The organism is Aurantimonas sp. NFXS3 (assembly GCF_049132005.1).
GTDB lineage: Bacteria > Pseudomonadota > Alphaproteobacteria > Rhizobiales > Rhizobiaceae > Aurantimonas > Aurantimonas coralicida.
Genome location: NZ_JAGDDZ010000006.1, coordinates 259,536 through 285,941 on the forward strand (window position 1 = coordinate 259,536; position 26,406 = coordinate 285,941).

Sequence of the window (26,406 nt, forward strand, 5' to 3'; positions counted from 1 at the left end):
CGCCAATTCCCGATCCGATCCCGGCACTGTCTGGCAATCCTCACCCCAATCCGGCGAAATCGAGGCGAAACATGCGGTCCGACCTGTCCGAAACCCTCACGATGATGGCATCAAAGCGGTCCGACATCGACCCGTTTCGCGCCATGGACGTTCTGGCCGAAGCCAACCGGATGATCGCACGGGGCGACCGGGTGCTGTCGCTGGCCGTTGGCCAGCCGGCCGCGCCGGCGCCGCAGATCGCGCGCGATGCCGCCCGCTGCATGCTCGACCATGGCCGCATCGCCTATACCGATGCGCTCGGGCGCCAGGATCTTCGCGAGCGCATCGCCCGCCACTACGCCGACGCCTACGGCCAGACGGTGGATGCCGCGCAGATCATGATCACCACCGGCTCGTCGGCGGGCTTCAACCTGACCTTTCTCGCCGCCTTCGATCCGGGTGACAGGATCGCGCTCGCCGCGCCCGGCTACCCGGCCTATCGCAACATCCTGCGCGCGCTCGGGCTGGTGCCGGTGGAGATTGAGGTCGACCGGACCACCGGCTACATCCTGACCGCCGAGCATCTGCGCGCCGCCCATGAGGAGCACCGGCTCGCCGGGGTCCTGATCGCCAGCCCGGCCAACCCCACCGGCACCGTCACGCCCCGCGACGAGCTGCGCCGGCTGGTCGAATATGCCGATGCCGAAAACATCCGCTTCGTCTCCGACGAGATCTATCACGGCCTTGCCTACGGCCGGGCCGAGGCGACGGCGCTGGAGTTCTCCGACCGGCCGATCATCGTCAACTCCTTCTCCAAATATTACTGCATGACCGGCTGGCGGATCGGCTGGCTGATTCTGCCGAAGGCGCTGCTGCGGGCCGCCGAGCGGATCGGCCAGAGCCTCTACATCTCCGCACCGGAGCTCTCGCAGGTCGCGGCCACGGCGGTGTTCGACGCGACGGCCGAACTCGACGTCGTGCGCGATGGCTATGTGAAGAATCGCGACCTCATCGCGAGCCGGCTGCCGGAGCTGGGCTTCCGCGATATCGCCCCCATCGATGGCGCGTTCTACGCCTATGCCGCGATCCCCGAGGGCGAATCAGGCGCCACGCAGTTCGCCGCGGACATCCTCCAGCGCTGCCATGTGGCGATCACCCCCGGCACCGACTTCGACACCCGCCGCGGCGAGAACTTCGTGCGGCTGTCCTACGCCTGCGATCACGCAACGCTCGCCGAGGCGCTGGACCGGATCGCCGACCGCCGCATCGGCTGACCGGCAGCGCCGGTCCCGGCCCCAACAACAGACCCGGAACGCAAAACGGGCGGCCCGATGGGCCGCCCGTTTTCATGTCTGCCGTGTCCCGCGGCGCGACGCGGGTGATGCGCTTCGCCTTAGAAGAAGCTCCGGCGCGCCCACCAGCCGGTGCGGCGCGGCTTCTCGGGCTTGGCCTCGGCATCGTTCGAGGTGCTCGACGTGACCACCGGGTCGGACGATTCCGGCGCGGCGGGCGTATCGTCGTTGGCTGCGGCCGCGGCGGTCTCTTCGGTTGCGGCAGGCTGTGCCTCGACCGGTGCCGGCTCGCTGGTGGCCACCGGCTCGGCGGCCAGAGCCGGCATTGCAGGCTCTGCCACGACCGCCGAGTCGGCGTTGTCGGCCGCTTCGCTCTGCGCGGCAACCGGCTCGGCGGGCGACGCCACCGGCGCATCCTCGGCCACGGGGGCCGGCGTTGCGGCGACCTGATCCGACATCACCGTCGTTGCGGTGGCGTGGATCGGCTGCGCGTCCGAAGCCTGATCGGCTGCGACGTCACCGGACGGCTGGCCGGATTCGCCCTCGCCATTCTGGTCCTCGCGATTGCGGCGACCACCCCGACGACCGCGGCGGCGGCGCTTGCGGCCCCGGTCGCTGTCGTCGTCGGTCCGGCTGGTGCTGCGATGTGCGCCGCCATCCGTCTCGTCGTCACCTTCGGCATCGCCGTCGCGATCATCGCCATTGTCCTGATCCGAACGGTCGTCGCGCGACTGGCCGTCGGCGACAGTCTCGTCCTCGTCACCCGACCGCTTGCGCCGACGCCGGCGGCGACGGCGACCGCCGCCTTCGGAATTGTCCGACCCGTTCCGGTCTTCCTCCGCACGGCCCTTGTCTTCGACCGCAGGCTTCTCTTCGGCGATCCGGTCGAGCTCGTCGGCCGAGCGGCGTGCCGCTTCCTCGTCCGCCGCGTCGTCGAGCGCATCGCTGACGGCGAGGGCATCCGGCTGGCCGGCATCGATCGTGATTTCCGGCTTCGTCGCTTCGGCACCATGCGCGATGGTGATCGCCTGGTGGCCGGCGCTGTCGTCGGCTTCCAGGATGATGCGCAGGCCGTGATGGTGCTCGAGTTCCTCGATCCGCTGGCGCTTCTCGTTGAGCACGTAGAGCGCCGTCGAGGTCGGAACCTTGACGATGAGATCGTGGTCGGCGTGCTTCTGCAGATGCTCCTCGATCGTGCGCAGCACGTGCAGCGCCGACGACGAGGACGAGCGGATATGACCGGTGCCTTCGCAGACCGGGCAGGTCTGCATGGTCGATTCCAGCACGCTGGCGCGAATCCGCTGGCGGCTCATTTCCAGCAGGCCGAAATGCGAGATGCTGCCGACCTGGATGCGGGCCCGGTCGCTCTTCAGGCACTCCTTGATCTTCTTCTCGACCGCGCGGTTGTTGCGCTTCTCGTCCATGTCGATGAAGTCGATGACGATCAGGCCGGCGAGGTCGCGCAGACGCAGCTGGCGCGCCACCTCTTCGGCGGCTTCCATGTTGGTCTGGTAGGCCGTGTCTTCGATCGAGTGTTCCTTGGTGGAACGCCCCGAATTGACGTCGATGGCGACCAGCGCCTCGGTCTGGTTGATGATGATGTAGCCGCCCGACTTCAGCGTGACGTGGGGCTGCACCATCTTGTCGAGCTGCGATTCGATGCCCTGCCGCACGAAGATCGGGGTCGGGTCACGATAGGGCTGCACGACCTTCGCCTGGCTCGGCATGAGCATCCGCATGAAGTCCTTGGCTTCGCGGTAGCCCGTCTCGCCGGCGACGAGAATCTGGTCGATGTCCTTGTTGTAGAGGTCGCGGATCGATCGCTTGATCAGGCTGCCTTCCTCGTAGACGAGGGCAGGGGCGATCGACGACAGCGTGACGGTGCGCACCGTCTCCCACAGCCGCATCAGATATTCGTAGTCGCGCTTGACCTCCGGCTTGGTGCGGTTGGCACCGGCCGTGCGCAGGATGATGCCCATGCCGCGCGGCACGTCCAGCTCGCGCACGACATCCTTCAGCCGCTTGCGGTCGGCCGCATTGGTGATCTTGCGCGAGATGCCGCCGCCACGCGCCGTGTTCGGCATCAGCACCGAATAGCGACCGGCCAGCGACAGATAGGTGGTCAGGGCCGCGCCCTTGTTGCCGCGCTCTTCCTTGACGACCTGCACCAGCAGGATCTGCCGACGCTTGATGACTTCCTGGATCTTGTACTGGCGGCGCTGGCGTGCCTGGCGGACCGGCACTTCCTCCATGGCGTCCTCGGAGCCGATCTGGTCGATCTCGTCGTCGCCGTCCTCGTCGCCATTGCTCTCGTCGTCGCCGGACGCGCGGGTGCGCCCGCGCCGACCGCGGCCGCCGCGCCGGCCCCGCGAAGACCGCTCGGACCCGTTCTCCTCGTCGTCACCGTCGCCGCCGGACGTCGTGATGCCATCGGCATCGGCGTCTGCGTCGTGATCGTCGTCGGACTCGGTGGCGCGGATTTCGGTCTCGTCGCCATGGGCCTCGCCCTGATCGGCGTCGCTCGACGCCGCGTCGGAGCCGGCCTCGTCACCGTTCTCGTCGATCTCGGCCTTTTCCGAGACGGTCTCGTCGCTGTTCGCGGCAGACTTGCTGCGCGATCCGCGACGCGAACGGGTCGGCTTTGGCTCGTCGGCCTCTTCCTCTTCCATCGCGCGCTGGAGGTCTTCCTCGATCAGCGCCTGACGGTCGGCCTTGGGGATCTGGTAATAGTCGGGATGGATCTCGCTGAAGGCGAGGAAGCCGTGGCGGTTGCCACCATATTCGACGAAGGCGGCCTGGAGCGAGGGTTCGACCCGCGTCACCTTCGCCAGATAGATATTTCCCTTGAGCTGCTTCTTGTGTTCGGATTCGAAATCGAATTCCTCGACCCGGCTACCCCGGACGACGACGACGCGCGTCTCCTCCTGGTGGGACGCGTCGATCAGCATTTTGTTTGCCATGAAAGGACTCCCGGGCGCTCGCACCAGGTCGCGGCAAGGCGTCATGCGCCTGCCTGTCGACGGGAGGGCGCGAGCCCGTATCGGTGGAATCTGGCATTGCAGCGCGGCCGTGACTCGACGGCGCCAGACCCCTTGTTAAGGGATGCGGCGGGTATCGGAGAACGGGAGCTGGTGACAAGATTCGACCTGTAACAACTACATGGCCGCTGGGGCGGCCGACGAAACGGGCGAATTGGCGGCTTGCGAGCCGGGCACATTCGCGACGTTGGAAATCCGCCGGGAAGGAAATTCCTGCGGCGAAATGAAAATTCTGCTCGAGGCTCGGTGACTGGTCGCAGGATCGCAAACCTGCCGCGACGTTTTCGCCGCAGCCGTGCCGACGTCCGCGGGGCACTCGTGCCTCCGAATCGGCAGCTGCATGTGATTCCGCATCACTAAGCCTCGGTTCGATTTTATGACGGGAATGCCTAATAAACAAGTGCGGCGCGGCGATTGTGGTCGCAAGGTAAGAGATCGCGCGAGGCGTGGGTGCAAAGCGGCATACCGCCTGTCGCCGGAGCGCTGCCGGCCGCCGCAGCGGTTCGGCCGCGCGACTTTGAGCCGTCGCCCCAGTCTCATCAACATTGTCGCGTCAGCAGGGATGGCCTATCGCGCAGAGGACGCGACACGCTGTGACCGGGAAGGGGTGCAATGACAGGACGATGCCGGAACGTGGTGGCCGAGCTTGCCCGGACAGCCCTGGCGGCTGTGGTGGTGCTCCTGCTGTGGGGTGCCCAGTCTTCCGCGCTCGCCGAGGACCGGATCATCACCGCGGTGACCCAGGCCGCCGACGCGGACGCCTTCACCGTCGCGTTCGACGTTATCGGCAAGCCCGAGGCGCGGGTCCTGCATCTGCGCAATCCCGAGCGGATCGCCGTCGATTTCGAGGACACCCTCTCGGCTGCCGCGCTGGATGCGCCGCCTGACAATGCGCTCGTCTCGACGAGCCGGCACGGCCTTGTCGCGGCCGACCGGTATCGCTTCATCTTTACGCTCAAGGGTGCGGCCAGCGCCGAGCTCGACCGCGCCGCGACGGCGAACGGCGAGACGCTCTCCCTGACCATCCGCCCGGCGACGTCCGGCAAGGTTGCTGCGGCGTCATCGTCGACGCCGGCGCCGCGGCAGGATGCCCCTGACGCCGGACCCGATGTGCCGGCGGCCGTGCCGCAGGGGCGTGTCCTCAAGGTCGTGCTCGACGCCGGACATGGCGGCGTCGACAAGGGCGCCGTGTCGAAGTCGGGCACGCTGGAGAAGGAGATCAACCTCGCCATGGCGCTGGCTCTCCGCGATGCGTTGCAGGCCCGCGGCGATGTCGAGGTGACGCTGACCCGCGACGACGATACATTCATTCCGCTGGAGGAGCGCGCGGCGATCGGCCGCCGCGAACGCGCCGACCTGTTCATCTCCATCCATGCCGACTCGATCCGCTACGCCGATCTGCGGGGCGCGACCGTCTATACGCTCTCGGAGACCGCCTCGGACGAGCTCTCGCGCGAGATCGCCGCGTCGGAAAATGCGGCGGACCGCTTCGCCGGCGAGGAATGGCAGCGCGACGAGCCGACCGTCTTCGACATCCTTCTCGACCTGACCCGGCGCGAGACCGTCAGCTTCTCCGAGCATTTCGCCTCGTCGCTGGTCCGGGACCTGCGGCGCGAGGACATTCGCCTGATCAACCGGCCGAAACGCTCGGCCGGATTCAAGGTCCTGACCGCGCCGGACGTCCCCTCGGTGCTGGTGGAGCTCGGCTTCCTGTCGAATCGCGAGGACGAGAAGCTCCTGACGGACGCGGCCTGGCGCAAGGACACCGCCGCGGCGATCGCCCGGGCGGTGATGGATTTCTTCGGGGAAAAGGTCGCCGAACCGCGCAAGCCCGGCTAATCGGGCACGCGCATCCGGGCGGATGTGGTAAATCGACAACGCTTGCCTGCATTGCGGGGCCGTCATGCACCCATGTCCATGGCCTCGCCGCATTTGCGCAGCAGGAAAACGTTAAAAGGACGTTCGCTGCGGCCCATGCGCGGCGGATGTTGCAAATTCCCGGCCAAGGCTCCTGCGAGCCGATGCGGGGAGCATGAACCGGACCGGCGCGGCGGCGCAGGGCGGACGGAGTTTCGATGATCAGACTGCTCGGCTATTTCTTTGCCATCGGTGCCGTCTTCTTCCTCGTGGTGGCCGGCGGCTTCGCCTGGTACATCGAGAAGATGGGCAGTGACCTGCCGGACTATCAGGTCCTGGCGGCCTACGAGCCGCCCGTCACGACGCGGGTGCACGCCGCCGACGGCTCGCTGATGGCCGAATACGCGCGCCAGCGGCGCCTGTTCCTGCCGATCCAGGCGGTGCCGGATCTCGTCAAGAACGCCTTCCTCTCCGCCGAGGACAAGAACTTCTACCAGCATCCGGGCGTCGACATCGAAGGCGTGGCGCGCGCCGTCATGGTGCTGGCCAAGGGCGGCCGCATGCAGGGCGCCTCGACCATCACCCAGCAGGTCGCCAAGAACTTCCTTCTGACCAACGAGCGCACCTTCGACCGCAAGATCAAGGAAGCGATCCTGTCGCTGCGCATCGAGCAGGCCTATTCCAAGGACAAGATCCTCGAGCTCTATCTGAACGAGATCTATCTGGGCCTCGGCTCCTACGGCGTCGCCGCCGCGGCGCTGGCTTATTTCGACAAGTCGGTAAACGAACTGACCATCGAGGAAGCCGCCTATCTGGGCGCGCTGCCGAAGGCGCCGGAGAATTACAATCCGTTCCGCGACCCGGACCGGGCGATCGAGCGCCGCAACTGGGTCATCGACCAGATGGCCGCCAACGGCTTCATCACCGCCGAGGCCGCCAGCGAGGCGCAGGAAAAGCCGCTCGACGTCAATCCGCGGCCGACCGGCACCTATCTGGCGTCGTCCGAGTATTTCACCGAGGACGTGCGCCGCGAGATCATCCAGCGCTACGGCGTCGACGCGCTCTACGAGGGCGGTCTGTCGGTCCGCACGACCCTCGATCCGACGCTGCAGGCGGAGGCGCGCAAGGCGCTCCAGCACGGGCTGATCAAATATGACGAGGAGCGCGGCTGGCGCGGGCCGGTGACCCGGGTCGAGATCGGCAGCGACTGGGGCCAGTCGCTGGCCAAGATCGAGCCGCTCGCCGACGTCCCCGAATGGCGTCTGGCCGTCGTCCTGACCGCCGAAGCGGGTCGCGTGGAGATCGGCCTGCAGCCGCCGCGCGACATGTCCGGCGCCCGGGGCGCTGAGCGCGAGTTGGCGAGCATCGCCAGGGACGACATGAAATGGGCGCTGCGCCTGAACACCGAGGATCGGAAGGGCAATGTCAGCTCCGCCGCCGAGGTGCTGTCGCGCGGCGACGTCGTCTATGTGGAGAAGAAGGAAGAGGGCGCCGGCTACCGGCTGCGCCAGCCGCCGAAGGTGCAGGGCGCACTGGTGGCGATGGAGCCCAAGACCGGGCGTGTCGTCGCCATGGTCGGTGGCTTCTCCTTCGCCCAGTCCGAGTTCAACCGGGCCAGCCAGGCCTATCGCCAGCCCGGTTCGTCCTTCAAACCCTTCGTCTACGCCGCGGCGCTGGACAATGGCTACACGCCGTCCTCGGTCATCATGGACGCGCCGATCTCGCTGCCGGACGGCAATGGCGGCGTCTGGGAACCGTCCAATTACGGCGGCGGCTCGGCCGGTCCCTCGACCCTGCGCCTCGGCATCGAGAAGAGCCGCAATCTCATGACGATCCGGCTCGCCAAGGACATGGGCATGGACCTTGTCGCGGAATATGCCGAGCGTTTCGGCATCTACGACAATCTCGGCAAATATCTGCCGATGGCCCTCGGCGCCGGCGAGACCACGGTCCTGCGCATGGTGTCGGCCTATTCGGTCATCGCCAATGGCGGCCGCTCGCTGGAGCCGTCGCTGATCGACCGGGTCCAGGATCGCTACGGCAAGACGATCTACAAGCACGACCAGCGCATCTGCCAGACCTGCGACGCGCCGGCCTATGACGGCCAGAGCGAGCCGGAACTGGTCGACGAGCGCGATCAGGTGCTCGACCCGATGACCGCCTACCAGATCACGTCGATGATGGAGGGCGTCGTCCAGCGCGGCACCGCCACCCGTGTGGCCGCGCTCGGCGTTCCCATCGCCGGCAAGACCGGCACCACCAACGAGGAGAAGGACGTCTGGTTCGTCGGCTTTACCCCGGACCTCGTGACCGGCGTGTTCCTCGGCTACGACAACCCGACCCCGATGGGCCGCGGCGCCACCGGTGGCGGCATGGCGGCACCGGTCTTCATCGACTTCATGGAGGATGCGCTGGAAGGCGTGCCGCCGGTCGAGTTCAAGGTGCCCGAGGGCATGGACCTGATCGCCGTGAACCGGAAGACCGGCATGCGCTCCGGCGGTTCGGGCGGCGACGTCATCATGGAGGCGTTCAAGCCCGGCACCGGGCCGTCCGACACCTTCAACATCATCGGCGCCGACGAGATGGCCGGCGGCTTCGGCTCCGGGCAGGTCTCGCAGGAGGCCGAGCAGGCCATCGTCCAGGGCGGTGGTGGCGGCGGGCTGTTCTAGCCAAGCCGGCCACGGACCGTTATAGAGCCACCCCGACCGGCAATCCGGCTCCGACGTCGCCCCGCGCGACGGCGAGGCCTGCGTCGCCGGTGCGAGACCATACCCTCAGGATTTAGGAGATTGCGGCTTGCGCGCCGAGATCGAGAACCTTGTCGACGAAATCAAGCAGGCCATAAGCCTGCTGAGGAGGCATCTTTGACTGGGAGAAATCTCTCAAACGCCTCGACCTGCTGAACAACAAGGCGGAAGATCCGACCATCTGGGATGATCCGGCCGAAGCGCAGAAGCTCATGCGCGAACGCCAGTTCCTGGACACCGCCATCGGCGCGGTGAACCGCCTGAACCAGTCGCTGCAGGACAATATCGAACTCATCGCCATGGGCGAGGAGGAGAAGGACGCCGAGATCGTCAAGGAAGCCGAGGCTGCGATCCGCGAGATCAAGGCCGAGGCCGACAAGCGGCAGATCGAGACGCTCCTCTCCGGCGAGGCCGATTCCAACGACACCTATGTCGAGGTTCATTCGGGCGCCGGCGGCACCGAGAGCCAGGACTGGGCGGCGATGCTGCAGCGCATGTACATGCGCTGGGCCGAGCGGGCCAAGTTCAAGGTCGAGGTCCTGGAAGAGCATTCCGGCGAAGAGGCGGGTATCAAGTCCGCCACGCTGCTCATCAAGGGCCACAACGCCTATGGCTGGATGAAGACCGAATCCGGCGTCCACCGGCTGGTGCGGATCTCGCCCTATGACAGCCAGGCGCGGCGGCACACGTCCTTCGCCTCGGTCTGGGTCTATCCGGTGGTCGACGATTCGATCGACATCGACGTCAACGAATCCGATGTCCGCATCGACACCTACCGGGCGTCCGGCGCCGGTGGCCAGCACGTGAACACGACGGACTCGGCCGTGCGCATCACGCATCTGGAAACCGGTATCGTGGTCCAGTGTCAGGCCGAGCGTTCGCAGCACAAGAACCGGGCGACCGCCTGGAACATGCTGCGCGCCCGGCTCTACGAAGCCGAGCTCGAACGTCGCGAGAATGCGGCGAATGCCGAGGCGGCCTCGAAGACGGATATCGGCTGGGGCCACCAGATCCGGTCCTACGTCCTGCAGCCGTACCAGATGGTCAAGGATCTGCGGACCGGCATCGAGAGCACCTCGCCGCAGGAAGTCCTGGACGGCGGGCTGGACCCCTTCATGGAGGGTGCGCTGGCGCACCGGGTTCATGGCGGCGACGCCGCGGTCGACGACATCGACTGACGACGCCATCGTCGCATGAGCATTCAGCGGGCTGCCGGAAACGGTGGCCCGTTTTGCGTTGCGCCCGGTGCAGACCGTTCCCCGTGTCAGGACGGCAGGCGGATCCTGTCGCGGATGCGCAGGAAGCGCATCGGATCGACGGCCTTGCCGTCCCGTCGCACTTCGTAGTGGAGATGCGGCCCGGTGCTGCGGCCGGTACTGCCGACGGCGCCGATGCGCGTGCCGCGGCCGACCTCGTCGCCGACCGACACGTCGATCCGGGACATGTGGCCATAGCGGGTGGTGATGCCGTTGCCGTGGTCGATCTCGACAAGATTGCCGTAGCCGCCGGCCCGACCGGCGCGCACGACCTTGCCCGGCGCGACCGCCGAGACCGCCGAGCCGCTCGGGCGGGCATAGTCGATCCCCGCATGCAGGGCGCGCTTGCCGAGGAACGGGTCGGAACGAATGCCGAAGGTGCTCGAGCGGGTGCTCGCCGGCATGGGCTCGGTCAAAGGCAGGCGCTCGGCAACGTCATGCAGCTTCTTCAGCGCATCGAGCGCGGCATCGAGCTCGGCGTAGGATTCCTCGAAATCGAAATCGGCGGGTGCCGGCTCGTACGGGCCGCCGACGGCCGAACCGACGGTGTCCGGCGGCAGGTCGATACCGATCGCGGTCAGGGCCGATGCGATGCGCACGGTGCGGGTGCGCGCCTTGGCGGCGAGGCTCTGCAGGTCGCCGATCTGGCGAAGCTCGGCCATGTCGATGGAGCGTCCGATCTGCCGGATCGCAGCTTCCGAAATGTCGAAGCGGCGCGGCCCGACCTTCGCGGTCGCTGCGGCCGTCATCGGCGCAGCGCGCCAGTCGTCGCCGGGAATCGCGCTGGTGCGGATCGTGTCGAGCATCGGCTCGTCCTCGTCCAGCGAATCGCCATGGGCTTCGAGCGCCGGCTCGGTCTCCGAGGGCGTGTCTTCGACCGACGAGGTGCGCGGGTTCTGCGTGGGCAGCGGGACGGCCGTCGTGATGATCCCGGTGGCCTTGGCGCGTTCGAGGAGCGGCTGCAGCTTGTCGTAGCGGGCGGTCAGTTCCTCCTGCTGGTCGAGCAGCACTTCCACCTTGGTCTCGACCATCTTCTCGGACAGGAACTGCCGGCTCGTGGCGGTGTCGAGCTGCGCCCGCAGCGCCGCGATCCGCTGTTCGTAGTCGCGCGTCACCTTCCACTGGCGCTCGGCATAGCGCACGGTGAGGTCGTCCTGCAGGAGATAGTAGGAGGGAATCGCGACGCAGGTGACCGCGACGAGGGCGGCGAGGGCCGAGCCGAGCATCAGGGCCTTGCGGCCGATGGTGAAGTAGCGAACCTGTTCGCCGCGCGCGATGATCACCGTATGCGGTTCGCGTCGATCGCCGAATGTTCGCCTGTGCTTCACCGCAGTCATTACCCATCCCCGGATACCGGGACGCGATGTCCCGTCGACCGCCTGATTACACTCGGGTAAGGTTAACATTCCTTTGATCGGCAGCGGATCGACCGCCTTCCGGCGGTGGCGACGGGCGTCCGGGCCCGCTTTGGCCGGGGTAATCGGCCGTCGACCTCAGCTCGAGAGCGGCGAGAGCGACCGGTAGAAGGTGGGCGTCAGGCCGGCCTCGGCGCGGGCGCGATCGTTGAAGGGCGCCTTCACGTCGCCGCGGAAGCTCGCCCGCACCAGCTCCTGGAACCGCTGCGCCGGGTTGCGGCCTTCGCGGGCGCACAGGAAGCGAAACCATTTGGCGCCGATCGCCACGTGCTTCTTCTCGTCCCGGTAAATGATCTCCAGGATCGCGGCGGTGTCTGCGTCGCCGACCTCCAGCAGCTTCTCCAAGAGGGACGGCGTGACGTCGAGCCCGCGGGCTTCGAGGATCAGCGGAACCACCGCCAGCCGTGCGCCCAGATCGTGGGCGGTCGCCTCCACCGCCTGCCAGAGCCCGTCATGGGCGGGCAGGGCGCCATAATGGCTGCCGAGTGATTCCAGTCGCCGCGACAGCAGCCGGAAATGCTTGGCCTCTTCCAGCGCCACGGTCATCCAGCCATCGAAGAAGGAGCGCGGCACGCGTTCGCTGGCAAAGCGCGCGACGATGTCGAGCGCCAGGTCGATGGCGTTGAGTTCGATATGGGCAAGCGCATGGATCAGTGCGATCCGGCCGGTTTCGGTGTGCACCGAGCGGCGCTTGACCGTGCGCGGCGAGACGAGCACCGGCTCGGCGGGGCGGCCCGGCCTGTCGGGTAGCGCCGGATCGTGCGGGGCGTGCAGACCGAGCCGGCGACCGAACCACAGCCGGCAGGCGAGGTTGGTGCGCTCGACCTTTTCGTCGAGATCGGCCGCCCTCAGCGCCTCGATCGCGGCCTGGCGCAGCGTCGCAGGGGAGCCGGCCTCGCGCGGTTCGCTGCTCATGTCGCGGCAGACAGCTGGCGCGCGGCCTCCAGAACCTCCTCGGCATGCCCCGGCACCTTCACCTTGGGCCAGAGCCGCGCCACCGTGCCGTCGGCCGCCACCAGCGCCGTCGTCCGCTCGACGCCCATGTATTTGCGGCCGTACATGCTCTTCTCGACCCAGATGCCGAAGGCCGACAGCAGCGTCTTCTCCTCGTCCGACAGAAGCCGGACCGTGAGCTCGTGCTTGTCGCGGAACTTGCCGTGCTTCTTCACCGGATCGGGCGAGACACCGAAAACCGGAACGCCGATCGCGTCGAAATCGCTCTTCAGCCGCGTGAACTCGATAGCTTCAAGCGTGCAACCGGAGGTATCGTCCTTGGGATAGAAATAGAGGACGAAGGGCTTGCCGAGGAGATCGTCGGACGCGACCACGGCGCCGTGATCGTCAGGCAGGCTGAATGTCGGACAGGGTTCACCGGCTGAAATCGGCATGGCGTGCCATCCTTTCGGGGAAATCGTGCGTCAGGAGAGGGTGACTGGACGAATCAGCCGGCGGCTGACGATCTGGTGGCGAAGATGCCGGATGAGATGCGCGGGCGAAAGCATGCTCCGCGCGACGTATTGTTCAACGCGCGGCGTCCGGTTCGAAACGGCGTCGGCAGGGGAGCGCCGAGACGCCATGTCTGCGCAGATTCCATTCCGTCCTGCGCACGAGGCTGGTCGCAGTCCGGAGGCGTTTCGCCGAAGATGAAGATTGTCGTCCGTATCCTGGCCGGCACGGCCAGCATCGCGATCTGCGCGGCCCTGCTGATCGGCGGGCTTGCCGCCGCCATCCTGTGGACCGATTCCGGCCAGGACCTGCTGCGGCGCAAGACCGAGGAACTCGCCTCGAACGCCCTTGGTCCCGGCTATGTCGTCGCGCTGGGCCAGCAGACGATCGGCATCGGCCCGAGCGGCCGGATCGGGCTCGGCTTTTCCGATGTCGCCCTGCGCGATCGCGAGTCCGGCGAAACGGTCGGCACGGTGGCGCTGGTGCGCGCCGGCATCGGCGTCTCCAGCCTGCTGTCCGGCAATCTCGCGCTGGAAACCCTCGCCGTGGAGCGGGTGCGACTGGACCCGGGCAGCCTGGATGGGGAAGGCGATGGCGAGCCCTTCGAACCGGACGAGATCTTCCAGACGGCCGATCGCATCTTCACGGCCCTCGATGACGCCGGCCTGCGCCTGCTGGAGGTGGCCGACGTCGCCAGCCTGAACGCCGATCCCGACACGCGGCTCGACCGCCTGACGGTCAGTCGCGTCGGCCAGGGGGAGACCGCCATCGACCTGACGGCGCACCTTGCAGGTCGCGACGTCGCGGTGACCGGGCGCGCCACCCTGGCCCCGAACGGCGACAGGCTGGCCGGGCTGTCGCTCGAGACCGCTCCACTGCCGCTGGCCTTCGGCGAACCGCCGCAGGACGCGGCGGACCGATCCGTCGCCTTCGAGGGCTCGGCTTCGCTGGCCGCCGAACTCGCCACCACCGAGGCCGGCCGGAACCTGCGCGTGCGGCTGGACGCCGGCGAAGGCCGCCTGATCGGCCGCATGCCCGTCGCGCTGCAGAGCGGCGTCCTGGAACTGACACTCGACGAGGGGCGCAGCTATGCGCGCGTCTCCGCCGCCCGTATCGAGACCGCGTCGGTCGAGGCTGAGTTTCGGGGCGGGCTGAACCTCGTCGCCGACGCCGCCGGCCATCACGGCTTCAGCCTTGCCAGTTCGCGTCTGATCTCGACCGCCGGGGGCGATGGCGCGGCGCGATCCGCCGAGCTGACGCTGGGCGGCTGGTTCGATCCGGCCGATGCGGCGGCCGACATCGAGCGTCTGGTCCTGGACACCGGCGATGGCGGGCTGGCCGGGGCCGCCGCACTGGGCGGGATGGAGCCCGAGGACCGCATCCGCGCCGATCTGACCTTCGACAATGTCGATGCGGCCACAGTGAAGGCCTTCTGGCCGATCATCATCTCGCCCGAGGCGCGATCCTGGGTGATCGACCATGCCGGCGATACGGGCCGGGTGGAAAACGGCAATTTCACGCTCGACGTGTCCGTCGACCGGCTGCCGAAGATCCTCGACCCCGAGATCAGCCCGAGCGCCGAGGAGATGCATCTCGCCCTCGCGATCGACGGCGCCGCCTTTGCCACGATCGGCGATCTGCCCGATCTCTCCGCCGTTACGGGCGATCTGGATTTTCGGGCCGGCAGGACGGTGATCTCGGTCGCTTCGGCGACGGTCGCGGCGGTTCCCGAGGTGACGATTCTGCCATCGTCGCTCGAGTTCGAACGCGAGGAGTCCGGCGTGATCGCGTCGCTCTCGCTGAACATCGGGGGGCCGGCCCCGGCGCTTCTGGAGATCGCCGACCGAGACCCGATCAATGCGCTCGACAAGATCGGCTGGAAGAGCGACGAGGTCTCGGGCGCGGCGACGGCCGGGGTCAATGCCCGCTTCCTGCTCGGGCGCCCGGGCGAGAAATCCGTTCTGCAGAACTGGACGGTGATCGCCGACCTCGACGATGTCGGGCTGAAACGCCGGCTGGAAGGGCGCCAGCTCGGCGCGATCACCGGCATGGCCAGCCTGTCCCCCGGCACGGTCTTCGGCGAGGTGGACGCGACGATCGACGGCGTCCCGGCCCGGATCGCCTTTGCCGAACCGCTGGAGCCGAACCCGGTCGGCGAGCGGTCCCTGACCATCACGACCGAACTGGAAAAGAGCCAGCTGCAGGCTATCCTGCCGACCTTGGACGACGTCGTGGACGGCGCCCTGTCGGCGACCCTGGTGCGGTCCGGCGACACTTACCGCGCCGCGATCGATCTGTCGGCCGCGCGCCTGCGGCTTCCGGCGGCCGGCTGGAGCAAGGGGCCCGGCGTGCCGGCCTCTTTGTCCTTCGACATGACGACGGACGACAACACGCTCAGCCTGACCAATGCCAAGCTCGAAGGCGAAGGCTTCCACGCCGAAGGCCGAGCCGAAGCCGATGGCGGTGGCCTGAAGTCGGTGACGATCGACAAGGCGGCCTTCAGTCGCTCGGACGACTTTTCCGGCAGCGTTCGGCGCGAGGATGGCGGCTTCAAGGTGGCGCTGACCGGACGCAGCCTCGATGCGCGGGCCGGCCTTGCGCGGCTGCGCGCCGGCGGCATGGCATCGGCGACCGATACCGGAACCCGCCAGGCGCCGCTCGACCTGTCGATCGCGGTGGATCGCCTGATCGGCTTCGGCGGCGAGGAACTGCGCAATGCCACCATCGCCTTTCGCCAGCAGGCGTCCGGCGCGCCGGTGGCCGACATCGCCGCCGTGGCCGCGGATGGCTCGCCGCTACGTCTGGCGATCCAGAAGCGCGGCGAAGGCCGCAGCGTCGAACTGAGCACCGACGACGCCGGCGCGCTGCTGCGCTTCACCGGGCTCTATTCCAACATGTATGGCGGCAGGGCGCGGCTCGCCATGGCGGGCAATCAGCCCGCCCAGTATGGCGGCAAGCTGGCGCTGCAGGACTTCACGCTGGTGAACGAATCGCGGCTGGCCCGGCTCGTCGGCACGACCCGCGACCGGGAGGCCAGTCTCGCCGGCGCCGTGGGTCAGGAACTGCAGACCTCTGATGCCTATTTCGACGCGGCCTCGGCTCAGCTCGCCTGGAACGGGTCGCGGCTGGTGGCCCGCGACGGCATCATTCGCGGGCCGATCTTCGGATCGAGCTTCGAGGGGGTGATCGTCGACGACGCCCAGCGCATCGCCATCGACGGGTCCTTCATGCCCGCCTATGGGGTGAACCGCCTGTTCGGCGCGATCCCCTTCTTTGGCGGCATTCTGGGTAATGGCCAAGAGGGCGGCCTGATCGGGATCACCTACCGTCTGGCCGGGCCGCTCGACGACCCGACCCTGTCGGTGAACCCGATCTCCGCCATCGCGCCGGGCATCTTCCGGCGCATCTTCGAGTACTGACGCCCCCGCAGCGCGGGCGCGTCCGGCCGCTCAGTCGGCGGGCCGGACCAGCACGTGCTTCTTGCGCCCGACAGACAGCTTGACGACGCCCTGGACGAGGGCGTCCGTGCCGACCGTCAGCCGCTCGTCGGTGACCTGCGCGTCGTTGACCCGCACGGCGCCGCCCTTGATGTGGCGGCGCGCTTCGCCGTTCGAGCCGGCGAGGCCCGCGGAGACCAGCAGCGACAGGAGGCCGACGCCTTCGGCCAGCGACGCCGCCGGAACCTCGATGGTCGGCAGGCTGTCGGCCAGCGCACCTTCCTCGAAGGTCTTGCGCGCCGTCTCGGCGGAGGCTTCGGCCGCGGCGCGGCCGTGCAGCATGGCCGTGACCTCGTTCGCCAGCACCTTCTTGGCGTCGTTGATCTCCGAGCCGCCCAGCGCTTCGAGCCGCGCGATCTCGTCCATCGGCAAGGTGGTGTAGAGCTTCAGGAAGCGACCGACATCGGCGTCCTCGGTGTTGCGCCAGTACTGCCAGAAATCATAGGCGCTGAGCATGTCGTCATTGAGCCAGATCGCGCCCGAGGCGGTCTTGCCCATCTTGGCGCCCGACGAGGTGGTCAGCAGCGGCGAGGTGAGGGCGTAGAGATCCGCACCCTCCATGCGCCGGCCGAGATCGATGCCGTTGACGATGTTGCCCCACTGGTCCGAGCCGCCCATCTGCAGCTTGCAGCCGGTGCGCTTGTAGAGCTCGACGAAGTCGTAGGCCTGCAGGATCATGTAGTTGAATTCGAGGAAGGACAGCGACTGCTCGCGGTCCAGCCGCAGCTTGACCGAATCGAAGGAGAGCATGCGGTTGACCGAGAAGTGCCGGCCGACATCGCGCAGAAAGGCGACGTAGTTCAGCTCCAGCAGCCATTCGGCGTTGTCGACCATGACCGCATCGGTCGGCCCGTCGCCGAAACGGATGTATGGCTGGAACGACCGCTTGATGCCGGCGAGATTGGACGCGATCGTGTCCTCGGTCTGCAGCTTGCGCGCCTCGTCCTTGAAAGACGGATCGCCGATCATGCCGGTGCCGCCGCCCATCAGCGCGATCGGCCGGTGACCGGTCTGCTGCATCCAGTGCAGCATCATGATCTGCATCAGCGAGCCGACATGCAGGCTGGCGGCCGTCGGGTCGAAGCCGATATAGCCGGTGACCGTTTCGGTGCGGAACAGCTCGTCGAGGCCGTTGTCGTCGGATGTCTGGTGGATGAAGCCGCGCTCGGCGAGTGTCGCCAGGAACTCGGACTTGAAGCGGGTCATGGAATGGTGATCCTGTTCTTTCGCCGGAGCGGCAGGCGCTCCGCAAGATGTGGGGTGCGGTTTATCAGCCCTGCGCCAGAATTCCAGTTGTGGAGCCGAAATTGCGCCAACCGAAGCTGCGCCGCGCCATCGGCCTGATGAGCGGCACGTCGCTCGACGGAATCGACGTGGCGCTGGTCGACACGGATGGCGATACCGTCGTCGAACGCGGACCGGCCCGGGTCTACGCCTATGACGCGGTATTCCGGGACCAGCTCGCGGCGGCGCTGGAGACCGCCAAGACGATCCGGCAGCGCGACGCACGTCCCGGGGATCTGGCGGCGCTGGAAGTCGCGCTCACCCAACGCCACGGTGAAGCGGTCACGCGCTTCCTAAAGGAATGCGGCATCGACAGGGCCTCGGTCGATGTCGTCGGCTTTCACGGCCAGACGGTGCTGCACCGCCCGGCCGAGGCGCTGACGGTCCAGATCGGCCGGGGCGATTTCCTCGCCCGGCAACTGGGCCTGCCGGTGGTTCATGACATGCGTGCGGCCGACATGGTGGCCGGCGGGCAGGGCGCGCCGCTCGTGCCCGCCTATCACGCGGCGCTGGCCGGCAGCCTGCCCGCGGACCGTGGGACCTATCCGGTCGTATTCGTGAATATCGGCGGCATCTCGAACGTCACCTGGCTCGATGGTGAAACCGATCCGGTCGCCTTCGACTCGGGGCCGGGCAATGCGCTTCTCGACCAGTGGCTGCAGCGCGAGGCGGGCATTCCCTACGACCAGAATGGCGCCATCGCCAGCGAGGGCGGTCTGATCGAAGGCATGGCCGAACGCTATCTGGCGTCGGACTTCTTTGCCCGACCCGCACCGAAATCGCTGGACCGTTTCGATTTTCCGGTTCCGCCGCCGGGCAGCGGCACGCTCGAGGATGTCGCCCGCACGCTGTGCTTCGTCAGCGCCGCGGCCATCCTGATGTCGGCCGAGCATTTTCCGGCCAAACCGAAGCTCTGGATCATCTGCGGCGGCGGGCGCCACCATCCGGCGATCATGGCCGATCTGAAAGCCGGCGCCGGGCCGGATGCGGTGGTCGTCTCGGCCGAGGAGGCCGGTTTCGACGGCGATGCCATGGAGGCGGAAGCCTGGGGCTATCTCGCCGTCCGGTCGCTGGATCGCCGTCCGCTGACCTGGCCGACGACCACCGGCTGCCGCGAGGCGGTGACCGGCGGTGTCCTGTCGCTGCCGGATGATGCCCGACAGGCGGAAGCCGGCACCGATCGCTGAGAGGCGTCTCGGTGCCGGGTTCTGAGGCCTAGCGCAGGCGCTTCGGCCGCGGGTCGCTGAGTTCGCCGGCCAGACGCCGGTCGAGATATTCGGAGCATTCGCCGAGCAGCTCGTCGGTGTGCTCGCTGTAGAAGTGGTTGGCCCCTTCCATGGTCTTCTGGGTGATGACGATGCCCTTCTGGGTCTTCAGCTTGTCGACGAGGGTCTGGACGTCCTTCGGCGGTGCCACCCGGTCCTTGTCGCCATGGATGATCAGGCCCGAGGACGGGCAGGGGGCAAGGAAGGAGAAGTCGTAGGAATTGGGCTGCGGCGAGATCGAGAAGAAGCCTTCGATCTCGGGACGGCGCATCAGGAGCTGCATGCCGATCCAGGCGCCGAAGGAATAGCCGGCGACCCAGCACTGCTTGGAATCGGGATGCAGGCTCTGCACCCAGTCGAGCGCCGAGGCGGCGTCCGACAATTCGCCCGAACCATGGTCGAACTCGCCCTGGCTGCGGCCGATGCCGCGGAAATTGAAGCGCAGGGTGGTGAAGCCGCGCTCCACGAACATGTAGAAGAGCTTGTAGACGATCTGGTTGTTCATCGTGCCGCCGAAGCGCGGATGCGGGTGCAGGACGATGGCGATCGGGGCGTTCTTCTCCTTGGCGGCCTGGTAACGGCCCTCCAGGCGGCCGGCAGGGCCATTGAAGATCACTTCGGGCATAATAATGTTCCTTGGCGAGCGGGATGGCTCGGCTGGCCTGACTTGACGAAGCCGAAGTGGCCTCGTAGGGTCCAGTTTAGAATGATTCAAAACTACGGGCGTCTATCAGGCGTCTTGTAGTCCGGGCGTCGTCGAAAATTCAAGATTTTTGCGCATCGCGCCCCGGACCGAACCGTTGCGAGAGGCAATGAGCAGAGACGAGCGTCTCTATCTGGATCACAATGCGAGTGCGCCGCTTCTGGCCGAAGCGCGCGCCGCGCTGATCGACTCGCTCGATGCCGCCAACGCTTCGTCTGTTCACAGCGAAGGACGTGCCGCCAGGAAGCTGGTGGAGAGCGCCCGTGACGAACTGGCGCGGCTGGTCGGCTGCGACGCCGAACAGATCGCCTTCACAAGTGGCGCCAGTGAGGCGGCCACTACCTGCCTGTCGCCGCGCTGGCTCGTGGACGGGCAGGAGACGCAGGTTTTACATCTCGCCGTCATCGACACCGATCACCCTTGCGTGCGTGACGGCGGTGCCTTCGCCCCCGCCGACGTGACGCGCCTGCCGGTCGATGCTGACGGCATCGTCGATTGCGCCGCCCTGGCCGCATGGGCCGAGACCCTCGAAGACGGCATCACCGGCCTTCTGGCGCTGACGCTGGCCAATTCCGAGACCGGTGTCCTGCAGCCCTTGGACGACATCCGGACGGCAATTGCCGATCGTCCGGTCCGGCTTATCCTCGATGTGGTCCAGATGATCGGCCGAATCGGTTTCGATTTTGCGGCGAGCGGCGCCGATGCGGCTTTCGTCTCCGGGCACAAATTCGGTGCGGCCAAGGGCGTCGGCGCCATGATGTTTCGCGATCCCGCGACGCGGCCTTTCGCGCTCGTGCGCGGCGGCGGCCAGGAAAAGGGGCGCCGCGCCGGAACGGAAGCCGTGCCGGCCATCGCAAGCCTCGGCGCGGCGGCCCGTATCGCGCGGCAACGGCTCGAGCATGCGCCCGACGATCTGATGGCGCTGCGCCGGTATCTGGAAACCGCGCTTCTGGCGCAAGTGCCGCAGGCGACCCTTCTCGGCGGCCATGCGCCGCGCCTGCCCAACACGGTGGCGATCGCAGCATCGGGTCTGCGCGCCGAAACCGCTCAGATCGGTCTCGATCTCGCCGGGCTCGCCGTGTCGGCCGGATCGGCCTGTTCGTCGGGCAAGGTCGGTCGCAGCCATGTGGTCGATGCGATGGTCCGTGGAGGCCTTCAGATTTCTGCCGATGACGGTGCCATCCGCATCAGCTTCGGCTATGACACCGCGACGCACGATCTCGATCGTTTCGTTCGCGAATATGCCGCCCTGGCTGGGCGCGCCGCACCGGCGGCGAGGGCCCACCGCGCGGCGTGACGATAAGAGTTCGCAGGACATCGGCTACGCCCTAAAAATCGGGGCGCTTCGTTGCTATCTACACCGCGCGGCCGGGCGCTTCGGCGGCGCGCCGACCACCGGACCTTGAATCCGGCGAGTATGGAGAATTGGAATGCCAGCAGTTCAGGAAACCATCGATCAGGTCCGCAAGATCGATGTCGATCAGTACAAATACGGCTTCGAGACGCTCATCGAGATGGATGTGGCGCCCAAGGGCCTCAACGAAGACATCATCCGGCTGATCTCCGCCAAGAAGGGAGAGCCCCAGTGGATGCTGGACTGGCGTCTGGAGGCGTTCGAGCGCTGGAAGACGATGGAGAGCCCGTCCTGGGCGCGTCTCGACTATCCCGAGATCGACTTCCAGGACATCCATTATTACGCAGCGCCGAAATCCATGTCCGGCCCGGCCTCGCTGGACGAGGTCGATCCCGAGATCCTGCGCACCTACGAGAAGCTCGGCATTCCGCTTCGCGAGCAGGAGATGCTGGCCGGCGTCGTCAAGCCGGCGGCCGAGCCGACCTATGACGAGGACGGCAACGAGATCGCGCCGCGCGAAAGCCGCGTCGCCGTCGACGCCGTGTTCGATTCGGTCTCCGTCGCCACCACCTTCAAGAAGGAACTCGAGAAGGCCGGCGTCATCTTTATGCCGATCTCCGAGGCGATCCGCGAGCATCCCGAGCTGGTGAAGAAATATCTCGGCTCGGTCGTGCCGGTGTCGGACAATTTCTTCGCCACGATGAACTCCGCGGTCTTCACCGATGGCTCCTTCGTCTACGTGCCGAAGGGCGTTCGCTGCCCGATGGAGCTGTCGACCTATTTCCGGATCAACGAGAAGAACACCGGCCAGTTCGAGCGCACGCTGATCATCGCCGATGAGGGCTCCTACGTCTCCTATCTGGAAGGCTGCACGGCGCCCCAGCGCGACGAGAACCAGCTGCATGCGGCCGTGGTCGAGCTGATCGCCCTGGACGATGCCGAGATCAAGTACTCCACCGTCCAGAACTGGTATCCGGGCGACAAGGACGGCAAGGGCGGCATCTACAACTTTGTCACCAAGCGGGGCGACTGCCGCGGCAAGAACTCGCGCATCTCCTGGACCCAGGTCGAGACCGGCTCGGCGATCACCTGGAAATACCCGTCCTGCATCCTGCGCGGCGACAATTCCCGGGGCGAGTTCTATTCCATCGCCGTGTCCAACGGTCGCCAGCAGATCGACAGCGGCACCAAGATGCTGCATCTCGGCAAGAACACGTCGAGTCGCATCATCTCCAAGGGCATCTCGGCGGGCAATTCGAACAACACCTATCGCGGCCAGGTCTCGGCCAACCGCAAGGCGACCAATGCCCGCAACTTCACCCAGTGCGACTCGCTGCTGATCGGCAACGACTGCGGCGCCCATACCGTGCCCTATATCGAGGTGAAGAACGCCACCGCGCAGTTCGAGCACGAGGCGACCACCTCGAAGATCTCGGACGACCAGCTGTTCTACTGCATGCAGCGCGGCATCCCCGAGGAAGAGGCCGTGGCGCTGATCGTCAACGGCTTCGTCAAGGACGTGATCCAGCAGCTCCCGATGGAGTTCGCCGTCGAGGCCCAGAAGCTGATCGGCATCAGCCTCGAAGGCTCGGTGGGATGATCAAACGGATCTGGCATGGATACACGACGCCGGAAAACGCCGACACGTACGAGGCGATCCTTCGCTCGGAGGTGATCAAGGGCATCGAAGGCAAGGCCATTCCCGGGTTCCGCCGCATAGAGGTGCTGCGACGCCCGCTTGCCGACGAGGTCGAGTTCATCACCATCATGGAATTCGATTCCATCGACAACGTGAAGGCTTTTGTCGGCGATGACCACGAGCGCAGCTACGTCCCCGACGAGGCGCGGCAAGTCCTGAAGCGGTTCGACGAACGCTCGCAACACTATGAATTGCGCGACACGCGCAGCTACTGATCGCAGGAACTGACATGCTTGAAATCAAGAACCTTCATGCCCGCGTGGCGGACGACGAAACCGAGATCCTGCGCGGCGTCAATCTGACCGTCCAGGACGGTGAGGTCGCGGCGATCATGGGGCCGAACGGCTCCGGCAAGTCGACCCTGTCCTACATCCTCGCCGGTCGCGACGACTACGAGGTCACCGAGGGCGATATCCTCTACAACGGCGAGTCGATCCTCGAGATGGACCCGGCCGAGCGCGCCGCATCGGGCGTCTTCCTGGCCTTCCAGTATCCGCTGGAGATCCCGGGCGTCGCCACGATGACCTTCCTGAAGACCGCGCTCAACTCGCAGCGGAAGGCGCGCGGCGAGGGCGAGCTGACCACGCCCGACTTCATGCGCCGGGTAAAGGCCGCGGCAGCCGATCTGAAGATCGACGCCGCCATGCTGAAGCGGCCGCTGAATGTCGGCTTCTCGGGCGGTGAGAAGAAGCGCGCCGAGATCCTGCAGATGGCGCTGCTCGAGCCCAAGCTCTGCGTCATGGACGAGACCGATTCCGGCCTCGACATCGACGCGCTGAAGATCGTCGCCGACGGCGTCAACGCGCTGCGTTCACCGGAGCGCTCGTTCCTGGTCATCACCCATTACCAGCGCCTGCTCGACTACATCGTGCCGGACACGGTGCACGTCCTCTACAAGGGCCGCATCATCAAGACCGGCGACAAGAATCTGGCCCTGCAGCTCGAGAACGAGGGTTACGGCCAGCTGATCGACGAGGCAGCCTGATCATGACGGTGCATCTGCTCAAGACCCGAAGCCCGGCCGAGGCGGCGCTGATCGACAGCGCCGAGCGGGCCGGCAGCGTCGCGACGGCGGCCTCCGCCATCGACGCCCTGCGCCGTGAAGGCCTGCCCAACCGGCGCACCGAAGCCTGGCACTACACCGATCTCCGCGCCCTGATGGGGCGCCTGCCGGCGGCCGAGGCGACGGCGAGCGAAGATTCGGCGCTGCTGGCGCCGCTCCTGCACAACAGCCATGTGGTCGAGATGAGCGATCCGGCTGCGACCAGTGCGCCCGAGGGCGTGCAGATCGCGGCGGTGAGCGAAGCGGCGGACTGGAACAAGTCGCCGAACCATCTCGATCGGCCGATTGATACGGTCCGCCTGGTCAATGCCGCCTTTGGCGCACCGGCCGTCGTGGTCAACGTCGCCGCCGGTACGGCGCTGGCGTCCGCGATCGAGCTGCGCGCCGGCACCGGTGAGCGTGGCCACGGCTTTGCCCGCTGCACGGTCGGCGAGGGCGCCCGCGCGACCTTCGTCGAGCGTATCGAGGGCAACGCCACCGGCGCGCCCTCGACCGGCGTGTCGCACCTGACCATCGCCGACGGGGCCGAAGTGCTCTGGATCATCGATCAGGCGAAGGGCATGTCGGCCGCCCATCTCGGGCAGCTGAACGTGACCGTCGGCGCTAATGCCGTGTTCAAGCTGTTCGTCCTGAACAGCGGCGGCGCGCTGGTACGCAACGAGGTTCACGTCGAATCCGTTGGCGAGAACAGCGAGATTCGAATCCGCGGCGTGAACCTTCTGACCGAGGGCCAGCATGTCGACGTGACGACGACCCTGCGCCACCAGGTGCCCCACACCACCGCGACGGAGACCTTCCGGAACGTGGTCACGGGTGGCCACGGCGTCTTCCAGGGCATGATCAAGGTTGCCAAGGACGCGCAGAAGACCGACGCGAAGATGGCCTGCAACACGCTGCTCCTGTCGGACCAGGGTGACTTCTCGGCCAAGCCCGAGCTGGAGATCTTCGCCGACGACGTGCAGTGCGGACACGGCGCGACGGCGGGCGAGATCAACGCCGATCACCTGTTCTACCTGATGTCGCGCGGCATTCCGGAGAAGCCGGCACGGGCGCTGCTCGTGAAGGCCTTCGTCGCCGAGGTCGTGGAAGAACTGGAAGACGAAGCAGCCGGAGACGCGCTGATGGAGCGCATCGACGCCTGGCTCGCACACGAGCGATAATGCGGTCCTGACGGGCGCGCCGACATTTCGGCCGCGCCCGTCTCGCCCCTCGGCCATGCCGAGGCGACCCGCGCGCAAACCGGAGTTCCCGTGCCATGAAGGCTGACGTGATGGCTGCGGCCAGTCCCGCCTACGACATCGACGCCATCCGGCGCGACTTCCCGATCCTGTCGAAGGAAGTCTACGGCAAGCCGCTGGTCTATCTCGACAATGGCGCCTCGGCCCAGAAGCCGCGGGCCATGCTCGACGCGATCCAGAAGGCCTATAGCGAGGACTACGCCAACGTCCATCGCGGCCTGCACTTCCTGTCCAACAAGGCGACGGAAGAATTCGAGGCGGCCCGCGGCAAGGTCTCGGACTTCCTCAACGCACCGAGCGCCGAGGAGATCGTCTTCACCCGGTCCGCCACCGAGGCGATCAACCTCGTCGCCTATGGCTACGGCATGAACGAGATCGGCGAGGGCGACGAGATCGTCCTGACGATCATGGAGCACCACTCCAACATCGTGCCCTGGCACTTCATCCGCGAGAAGAAGGGCGCCAAGCTGGTCTTCGTGCCGGTCGAGGAAGACGGCTCCATCGACGTCGCGGCCTTCGAACGGGCGATCACGCCGCGCACGAAGATGATCGCCACCACCCACATGTCGAATGTGCTGGGCACCGTCGTCGACGTGAAGGCGGTCTGCGCGATGGCTCATGCCAAGGGCATTCCGGTGCTCGTCGACGGGAGCCAGGCCGCCGTGCATCTGCCGGTCGACGTGCAGGATCTCGATTGCGATTTCTACGTCTTCACCGGGCACAAGGTCTACGGCCCGACCGGCATCGGCATTCTCTACGGCAAGCGCGAGATGCTGGAGCGCACGCGGCCCTTCAATGGCGGCGGCGAGATGATCGTCGAGGTGACCGAGGACGCGGTGACCTACAACGCGCCGCCGCACCGCTTCGAGGCGGGCACGCCGCCAATCGTCCAGGCCATCGGCCTTGGTGCGTCGCTGGATTACATGCGCCACATCGGCCGCGAGGCGATCGCCGCCCACGAGGAAACCCTGCGCGACTACGCCCATGAGCGCTTGCGCGCAGTGAACTCGTTGCGCATCTATGGCGAAGCGCCGGGGAAGGGGGCCATCGTCTCCTTCGACCTGGAGGGCATTCACGCCCACGACATTTCCATGGTCATCGACCGTGAGGGCGTCGCCGTGCGCGCCGGCACCCACTGCGCCCAGCCGCTCTTGAAGCGATACGGCGCGACTTCCACATGCCGGGCATCGTTTGGTATGTATAATACCACCGACGAGATCGATCGCCTGGCCGAGGCGCTCGAAAAGGCGCGGCGCTTCTTCGCCTGATCAGG

18 protein-coding genes are annotated in these 26,406 nt (G+C 66.9%); 12 read left to right on the forward strand and 6 right to left on the reverse strand.

Annotation, left to right across the window (positions count from 1 at the left end):
* Positions 1 to 71 precede the first annotated feature (71 nt).
* Complete coding sequence (locus J3367_RS17625; RefSeq protein WP_244495472.1) at positions 72 to 1,253, forward strand: pyridoxal phosphate-dependent aminotransferase; 1,182 nt, start codon at positions 72 to 74, stop codon at positions 1,251 to 1,253.
* 119 nt (positions 1,254 to 1,372) lie between these two features.
* Here J3367_RS17625 and J3367_RS17630 read toward each other — a convergent pair whose 3' ends face one another.
* On the reverse strand, positions 1,373 to 4,231 hold the full coding sequence (locus J3367_RS17630; protein ID WP_421461877.1) for an Rne/Rng family ribonuclease: 2,859 nt from the start codon (positions 4,229 to 4,231) through the stop codon (positions 1,373 to 1,375).
* Between the two features lie 690 nt (positions 4,232 to 4,921).
* Between J3367_RS17630 and J3367_RS17635 the strand changes: the two genes are divergently transcribed.
* The 3 genes from J3367_RS17635 to prfB all read left to right on the forward strand — a co-directional run bounded on the left by J3367_RS17635 (position 4,922) and on the right by prfB (position 10,091).
* Complete coding sequence (locus tag J3367_RS17635) at positions 4,922 to 6,148, forward strand: N-acetylmuramoyl-L-alanine amidase (protein WP_024351737.1); 1,227 nt, start codon at positions 4,922 to 4,924, stop codon at positions 6,146 to 6,148.
* Positions 6,149 to 6,384: 236 nt separating this feature from the next.
* Positions 6,385 to 8,835, forward strand: coding sequence for a penicillin-binding protein 1A (locus J3367_RS17640; RefSeq protein ID WP_024351738.1), 2,451 nt, complete (start codon positions 6,385 to 6,387; stop codon positions 8,833 to 8,835).
* A gap of 127 nt (positions 8,836 to 8,962) precedes the next feature.
* A protein-coding gene (gene prfB, locus J3367_RS17645) for a peptide chain release factor 2 (protein WP_155898541.1) occupies positions 8,963 to 10,091 on the forward strand; the annotation gives its coding sequence in 2 pieces (ribosomal slippage) (positions 8,963 to 9,031 and positions 9,033 to 10,091; 1,128 coding nt in all).
* 86 nt (positions 10,092 to 10,177) lie between these two features.
* Here prfB and J3367_RS17650 read toward each other — a convergent pair.
* From J3367_RS17650 to J3367_RS17660, 3 genes are all read right to left on the reverse strand, one after another.
* Entirely contained in the window at positions 10,178 to 11,506 is a 1,329-nt protein-coding gene (locus J3367_RS17650; RefSeq protein WP_421461879.1) for a M23 family metallopeptidase, read from the reverse strand.
* Between the two features lie 156 nt (positions 11,507 to 11,662).
* Positions 11,663 to 12,499, reverse strand: coding sequence for a ferritin-like domain-containing protein (locus tag J3367_RS17655; RefSeq protein WP_024351742.1), 837 nt, complete (start codon positions 12,497 to 12,499; stop codon positions 11,663 to 11,665).
* Positions 12,496 to 12,972: a peroxiredoxin gene (locus J3367_RS17660; protein ID WP_024351743.1), complete on the reverse strand. Its 477-nt coding sequence runs from the start codon at positions 12,970 to 12,972 to the stop codon at positions 12,496 to 12,498. Before J3367_RS17660 ends, J3367_RS17655 begins: the two co-directional genes overlap by 4 nt.
* Before the next feature lie 255 nt (positions 12,973 to 13,227).
* Between J3367_RS17660 and J3367_RS17665 the strand changes: the two genes are divergently transcribed.
* The gene (locus J3367_RS17665; protein ID WP_024351744.1) at positions 13,228 to 16,449 is read left to right on the forward strand and encodes a hypothetical protein; all 3,222 of its coding nucleotides are present in this window, start codon (positions 13,228 to 13,230) and stop codon (positions 16,447 to 16,449) included.
* A 30-nt stretch (positions 16,450 to 16,479) separates the two neighbouring features.
* Here J3367_RS17665 and tyrS read toward each other — a convergent pair whose 3' ends face one another.
* The gene (tyrS, locus tag J3367_RS17670) at positions 16,480 to 17,733 is read right to left on the reverse strand and encodes a tyrosine--tRNA ligase (protein ID WP_024351745.1); all 1,254 of its coding nucleotides are present in this window, start codon (positions 17,731 to 17,733) and stop codon (positions 16,480 to 16,482) included.
* Positions 17,734 to 17,822: 89 nt separating this feature from the next.
* Between tyrS and J3367_RS17675 the strand changes: the two genes are divergently transcribed.
* Positions 17,823 to 18,998, forward strand: a complete 1,176-nt coding sequence (locus J3367_RS17675; protein WP_024351746.1) for an anhydro-N-acetylmuramic acid kinase — start codon at positions 17,823 to 17,825, stop codon at positions 18,996 to 18,998.
* Positions 18,999 to 19,026: 28 nt separating this feature from the next.
* Here J3367_RS17675 and J3367_RS17680 read toward each other — a convergent pair whose 3' ends face one another.
* Positions 19,027 to 19,701 carry an alpha/beta hydrolase gene (locus J3367_RS17680; protein ID WP_024351747.1) on the reverse strand — a complete coding sequence of 225 codons (675 nt, stop codon included), beginning with the start codon at positions 19,699 to 19,701 and terminating at the stop codon, positions 19,027 to 19,029.
* A 187-nt stretch (positions 19,702 to 19,888) separates the two neighbouring features.
* Between J3367_RS17680 and J3367_RS17685 the strand changes: the two genes are divergently transcribed.
* The 6 genes from J3367_RS17685 to J3367_RS17710 all read left to right on the forward strand — a co-directional run bounded on the left by J3367_RS17685 (position 19,889) and on the right by J3367_RS17710 (position 26,401).
* Complete coding sequence (locus J3367_RS17685) at positions 19,889 to 21,076, forward strand: cysteine desulfurase family protein (RefSeq protein WP_024351748.1); 1,188 nt, start codon at positions 19,889 to 19,891, stop codon at positions 21,074 to 21,076.
* A 133-nt stretch (positions 21,077 to 21,209) separates the two neighbouring features.
* Complete coding sequence (gene sufB / locus J3367_RS17690) at positions 21,210 to 22,733, forward strand: Fe-S cluster assembly protein SufB (protein WP_024351749.1); 1,524 nt, start codon at positions 21,210 to 21,212, stop codon at positions 22,731 to 22,733.
* The gene (locus J3367_RS17695) at positions 22,730 to 23,047 is read left to right on the forward strand and encodes an antibiotic biosynthesis monooxygenase family protein (protein ID WP_024351750.1); all 318 of its coding nucleotides are present in this window, start codon (positions 22,730 to 22,732) and stop codon (positions 23,045 to 23,047) included. Before sufB ends, J3367_RS17695 begins: the two co-directional genes overlap by 4 nt.
* 14 nt (positions 23,048 to 23,061) lie before the next feature.
* Complete coding sequence (gene sufC, locus J3367_RS17700) at positions 23,062 to 23,817, forward strand: Fe-S cluster assembly ATPase SufC (RefSeq protein WP_024351751.1); 756 nt, start codon at positions 23,062 to 23,064, stop codon at positions 23,815 to 23,817.
* A 2-nt stretch (positions 23,818 to 23,819) separates the two neighbouring features.
* Entirely contained in the window at positions 23,820 to 25,055 is a 1,236-nt protein-coding gene (gene sufD / locus J3367_RS17705; protein WP_024351752.1) for a Fe-S cluster assembly protein SufD, read from the forward strand.
* Positions 25,056 to 25,150: 95 nt separating this feature from the next.
* Positions 25,151 to 26,401 (forward strand): cysteine desulfurase, encoded by a 1,251-nt coding sequence (locus tag J3367_RS17710; RefSeq protein ID WP_024351753.1) that lies wholly within the window; start codon positions 25,151 to 25,153, stop codon positions 26,399 to 26,401.
* Positions 26,402 to 26,406 lie beyond the last annotated feature (5 nt).

Excerpts from the sequence above, each read along its gene's own strand:
- J3367_RS17630 (WP_421461877.1), bottom strand. The coding sequence starts at position 4,231 with ATGGCAAACAAAATGCTGATCGACGCGTCCCACCAGGAGGAGACGCGC.
- J3367_RS17710 (WP_024351753.1), top strand. The coding sequence starts at position 25,151 with ATGAAGGCTGACGTGATGGCTGCGGCCAGTCCCGCCTACGACATCGAC.
- J3367_RS17680 (WP_024351747.1), bottom strand. The coding sequence starts at position 19,701 with ATGCCCGAAGTGATCTTCAATGGCCCTGCCGGCCGCCTGGAGGGCCGT.
- J3367_RS17655 (WP_024351742.1), bottom strand. The coding sequence starts at position 12,499 with ATGAGCAGCGAACCGCGCGAGGCCGGCTCCCCTGCGACGCTGCGCCAG.
- J3367_RS17660 (WP_024351743.1), bottom strand. The coding sequence starts at position 12,972 with ATGCCGATTTCAGCCGGTGAACCCTGTCCGACATTCAGCCTGCCTGAC.
- J3367_RS17665 (WP_024351744.1), top strand. The coding sequence starts at position 13,228 with ATGAAGATTGTCGTCCGTATCCTGGCCGGCACGGCCAGCATCGCGATC.
- J3367_RS17685 (WP_024351748.1), top strand. The coding sequence starts at position 19,889 with ATGAGCAGAGACGAGCGTCTCTATCTGGATCACAATGCGAGTGCGCCG.
- sufC (WP_024351751.1), top strand. The coding sequence starts at position 23,062 with ATGCTTGAAATCAAGAACCTTCATGCCCGCGTGGCGGACGACGAAACC.
- sufD (WP_024351752.1), top strand. The coding sequence starts at position 23,820 with ATGACGGTGCATCTGCTCAAGACCCGAAGCCCGGCCGAGGCGGCGCTG.
- J3367_RS17635 (WP_024351737.1), top strand. The coding sequence starts at position 4,922 with ATGACAGGACGATGCCGGAACGTGGTGGCCGAGCTTGCCCGGACAGCC.
- tyrS (WP_024351745.1), bottom strand. The coding sequence starts at position 17,733 with ATGACCCGCTTCAAGTCCGAGTTCCTGGCGACACTCGCCGAGCGCGGC.
- J3367_RS17695 (WP_024351750.1), top strand. The coding sequence starts at position 22,730 with ATGATCAAACGGATCTGGCATGGATACACGACGCCGGAAAACGCCGAC.
- sufB (WP_024351749.1), top strand. The coding sequence starts at position 21,210 with ATGCCAGCAGTTCAGGAAACCATCGATCAGGTCCGCAAGATCGATGTC.
- J3367_RS17650 (WP_421461879.1), bottom strand. The coding sequence starts at position 11,506 with ATGACTGCGGTGAAGCACAGGCGAACATTCGGCGATCGACGCGAACCG.
- J3367_RS17640 (WP_024351738.1), top strand. The coding sequence starts at position 6,385 with ATGATCAGACTGCTCGGCTATTTCTTTGCCATCGGTGCCGTCTTCTTC.
- J3367_RS17625 (WP_244495472.1), top strand. The coding sequence starts at position 72 with ATGCGGTCCGACCTGTCCGAAACCCTCACGATGATGGCATCAAAGCGG.